Below are 4,564 nucleotides of genomic sequence, written 5' to 3'. Positions count from 1 at the left end.
GATTATTCAGATCCAAACGGTTTACAAGTCACTACCACACCTTCTGCAGATTTAAACAATACAGATGGAGCAGATGAGTTGGATTACCGAGACACCGATGATGATAACGATGGTATTGTTACCCTTACCGAAGTAGGCGCAGACCCTGCGAACCCAACAGACAGTAATGTGGATGGTACACCTGACTATTTAGATGCCAGTGACTTAGATGGCGATAATATTCCTGACAGTGCAGATTTAGATGACGATAACGATGGTATTTTAGACAGTGTTGAAGATCCGAATCTGGATGGTGACAACAACCCGTATACAGAAGGAACCGTTGGCGATAATGATTTTGACGGCGATGGTATTCCTAACTTCCAGGATCAAGATGCCGATGGCGATGGCATTCCAGATAATGTAGAAGCACAGAGTACAGCAGGTTATACTGCACCAATTGGTACCGATGCAAATAATGATGGAGTAGATGATGCCTACGCAGGTGGACTTACCCCTGTGAACAGTGATGGAGCAGACACAGCAGATTACTTAGACTTAGATTCAGACAACGACAGTATTGTAGATGCTATCGAAGGTTTTGATACAAATAATGATGGGGTAGCTGATATAGTTCCGGCAGGAACCGATACAGACAATGATGGGTTGGATGACAATTTTGACTCGAGTGCAGATTATTCAGATCCAAACGGTTTACAAGTCACTACCACACCTTCTGCAGATTTAAACAATACAGATGGAGCAGATGAGTTGGATTACCGAGACACCGATGATGATAACGATGGTATTGTTACCCTTACCGAAGTAGGCGCAGACCCTGCGAACCCAACAGACAGTAATGTGGATGGTACACCTGATTATTTAGATGCCAGTGATTTAGATGGTGATGGTATTCCTGACAGTGCAGATTTAGATGACGATAACGACGGTATTTTAGACAGTGTTGAAGATCCGAATCTGGATGGTGACAACAACCCGTATACAGAAGGAACCGTTGGCGATAATGATTTTGACGGCGATGGTATTCCTAACTTTCAGGATTTGGACAGTGACAACGATGGTATCTATGATGTAGTAGAAGCAGGAGGAACAGCAAGTGGTACAAATCCAGGCCAAGCTGACGGAGCAGTTGGTGCCAATGGAATTCCTGCATCAGCAGGAACAGGATTGAATCCTATGGATACACAAAACAATGGTTCGTTAGATTATTTAAATCTGGACAGTGATAATGATGGATGTAGCGATGCTAATGAAGCCTATGGTACTCCTACCGCCGATGGAGGAGATAATGGAGTTTTTGGAGCTGGTACACCGGCAGTCAATACCGACGGTACGGTAAATGATCCGGCAGCAACTTACGCAACCCCCGCAGATTCTGATGCAGATACGGTAGCGGACTATAGACAAGTAGGAGGTCCGGATAGAGATAGTGATGGTATAGCTGATGCTTGTGACCCAGAGATAAACGATATCGATGGTGATGGTCTGGGAGATGCAGTAGATTTAGATGATGATAATGATGGTATTGTTGATGCTGAAGAATGTGCAACGGTAGATACTACCTTAGATTGGGATACTACTCCTTGGACAGGTAATCCTACGGATGATCCAAATATGACTGCAGTGACCACTATTGGTACAACTCAATTAACGGTAACTAATAATGGTACAGACGCAAGTATAAATACAGCTATCTATGATGCTTTATATGCGACCTTTAACGGAGTATTACCAGGTATTCAAATTCAGGGAAGACTAAATGGTTTTAACAACGGATCTACGATTCGTTATCAAATTAATTTATCAACTCCGGTAACAGGGTTAAGCTTTAGTATAGTTGATATCGATAAGCGAGAAGGGACCGAGGCTTTTACAGATCAGGTTCGTATAGTACCAACCCATCAGGGAGCACCAGTTACTTTGGTAAAAGGAGTCAATTATAAAAATGGTAATGCAGTAGATGATTTAGGAGGGGGAACTTTTCAAGGAAATCGTCAGGTGCAAACCGGAAGAAATGCGGATGTAGATGTATTCTTTTCTGAGTATGTCGATCAGATCATCATTGAATTTACAAATATAGATCCTGCTCAGCCTAGCGGAGCCACAGCAATTGCAATTTCTGATCTACGATGGGATTGTGATAATGATGGCGATGGTGTTGCCAACCGTTTTGATCTGGACAGTGATAATGACGGAATCTATGATGTAATTGAAACGGGTAATGGCGGATTGGATACTAACAATGATGGTTCGATTAGTTCAACAGAAGCGGCTGATGCCAATAGTAATGGTCAGGCTGATGGTGCAGAGGGTACCATACCTGTTAATACCGATAGTGATGCGTATGCAAACTTTATAGATATTGATTCCGATGACGATGGTATTCCTGATAATGTTGAGGGACAGTCTACGGCAAACTATTTTGCACCTTTAGGTACAGATAGTGATAACGACGGAATGGACGATCAATATGATGTAGATTTTGCCGGAAACAATGCGTTTACAGTTGAAAATACAGATGGTGATACACTTCCGGACTATTTAGATACTGATAGTGATAATGATGGTGACGGAAGAACGGATACTGTAGAGGCAGGGGTAGGAACCTTCACAGGAGTTGATACCGACGGTGATGGATTGGATGATGGTTTTGAAGGGGCTGATGTAAATGATAGTTTTGATGTAAATGACGAGCTGGATAATGGAGCAAGTGATACCAACAACGATGATGTACCGAGTACAACTGAAGTTGATTTTAGAGAGATAACCGATGTAGATTTAGTGGTAGGAAAGGTATTATTAGAATCAGGTCCTTATGCTGAAACACTGAATTACACATACCGAATCACATTAACAAATAATGGACCGGGAATAGCAACAAATGTTTTTATAACCGATGTGTTACCTAACGAAGTGAGTTACGTAAGTGATAATGTCTCGGGTGCATATAATTCTGTCACAGGAGTGTGGAACGCAGGAACCATTAACTCCGGAGCTGATGCGACGCTTGAAATTATATTCTCAGTGAATCCTGGGACTGCAAGTACTGTAGTAACCAATATAATCACAGATGTCACGGTTGATCAGAACGATCTTAATTTAACTATGGACGACCTAGAAGAGATATTTATTGTTGACGGCGATTTTGATGAGGATGGAGTTTCTGATAGTATTGATGATGATGATGATAATGACGGAATTTTAGATGTTGATGAACAAGCCTCAGGATTATTTACTGATACTGATGGTGATGGTATTTTGGATACTTTTGATTTAGATGCTGATGGGGATGGAATTTTTGATATCCATGAAGCGGGTCACAATGCTGTAGATGCAGATAATGATGGTATGCTGGATGGCCCTGTAGGCTCTGATGGTGTTCCTGATAACGTTCAGAATGATCCGAACAGCGGAGCAGTAAATTATCAACTGCAAGATTCTGATAGTGATGGTATAAATGACTACTTAGATATTGATGATGATGGAGATGGAGTGAATACATTTAATGAAAACCCGAACTCAGATGGGGATAACAACCCATTTACGGGTGATACCTTAGATTCGGACGGCGATTCAATTCCTGATTATCTGGATACCGATGATGATGGAGATGGAGTACCTACCTCGACCGAAAATCCAAATAGTGATGGTGATGGAGATCCAACTACAGGACAAACTCAGGATACGGATGGTGATGGTATTAATGATTATCTTGACGTTGATGATGATGGAGATAGTGTTTATACATTGTATGAATTAGATCCAAACGGAACCGGTAATGGACCGGAGGATACTGATGAAGATGGTATCTTTGATTATTTAGATGAAGACGATGATGGAGATAATACGTTGACCATTAATGAAAATCCGGATCCGAATGGTGATGGTAGTCCTGATGATGCTGTGGATACCGATAGAAATGGTATACCTGATTACTTAGATCCAAATAATGCAAATGAATCAGCTGAGGATGGTATAGAAGTATATGCAGGAATTAGTCCGAATGGAGATGGGATGAATGATAGATTGATTATTCGAGGACTTGAAAATGTTGAAAATAGTTTTGAACTATTCAATCGATGGGGAGTTCAAGTCTATGAGACACAGAATTATGGCTCTAATGACAATTTCTTTACAGGAATGTCAACTGGTAGAACAACTATTCAGGAAAACGAAGAACTTCCGGTTGGAACGTATTATTATTATTTACGTTATACGACACAGAGCGGAGAGACTAAATCCAGAGGAGGTTATATCTATATAAATAGATAAGAGCTAAAAGTAAATTCCCCGTATGTAAGTACGGGGGAATTCTTAATTAAAAGATTAATTGTAATAAAATATAAATGAATCATATAAATGTTTAATTTCGGTATGATTTGTTGCCTTTAAATACCTACGCATAGATGAAGAAAATATACACGCTTAGTATAATAATATTAATTTTGAGTTGGAGTCACTCGATTACCGCTCAGCAAGATGCCCAGTACACTCAATATATGTATAATACTATAATTGTAAACCCGGCTTATGCAGGAAGCCGCGGAGTTATGAGTATTACCGG

General features: G+C 40.6%; 2 protein-coding genes. Both read left to right on the top strand.

Annotated elements, in window-relative coordinates; all coding sequences use genetic code 11:
• The coding region (locus BD809_RS15495; RefSeq protein WP_148783894.1) for a T9SS type B sorting domain-containing protein at positions 1-4,272 on the top strand (4,272 nt) is incomplete at its 5' end.
• 134 nt (positions 4,273-4,406) lie between these two features.
• Positions 4,407-4,564: type IX secretion system membrane protein PorP/SprF (locus BD809_RS15490; protein WP_148783893.1), on the top strand; the 158-nt coding region annotated here is incomplete at its 3' end.

Origin of the sequence: Aquimarina intermedia, assembly GCF_008124785.1 — a bacterium.
Lineage (GTDB): Bacteria > Bacteroidota > Bacteroidia > Flavobacteriales > Flavobacteriaceae > Aquimarina > Aquimarina intermedia.
This window is presented reverse-complemented; position numbering and strand designations above follow the sequence as displayed.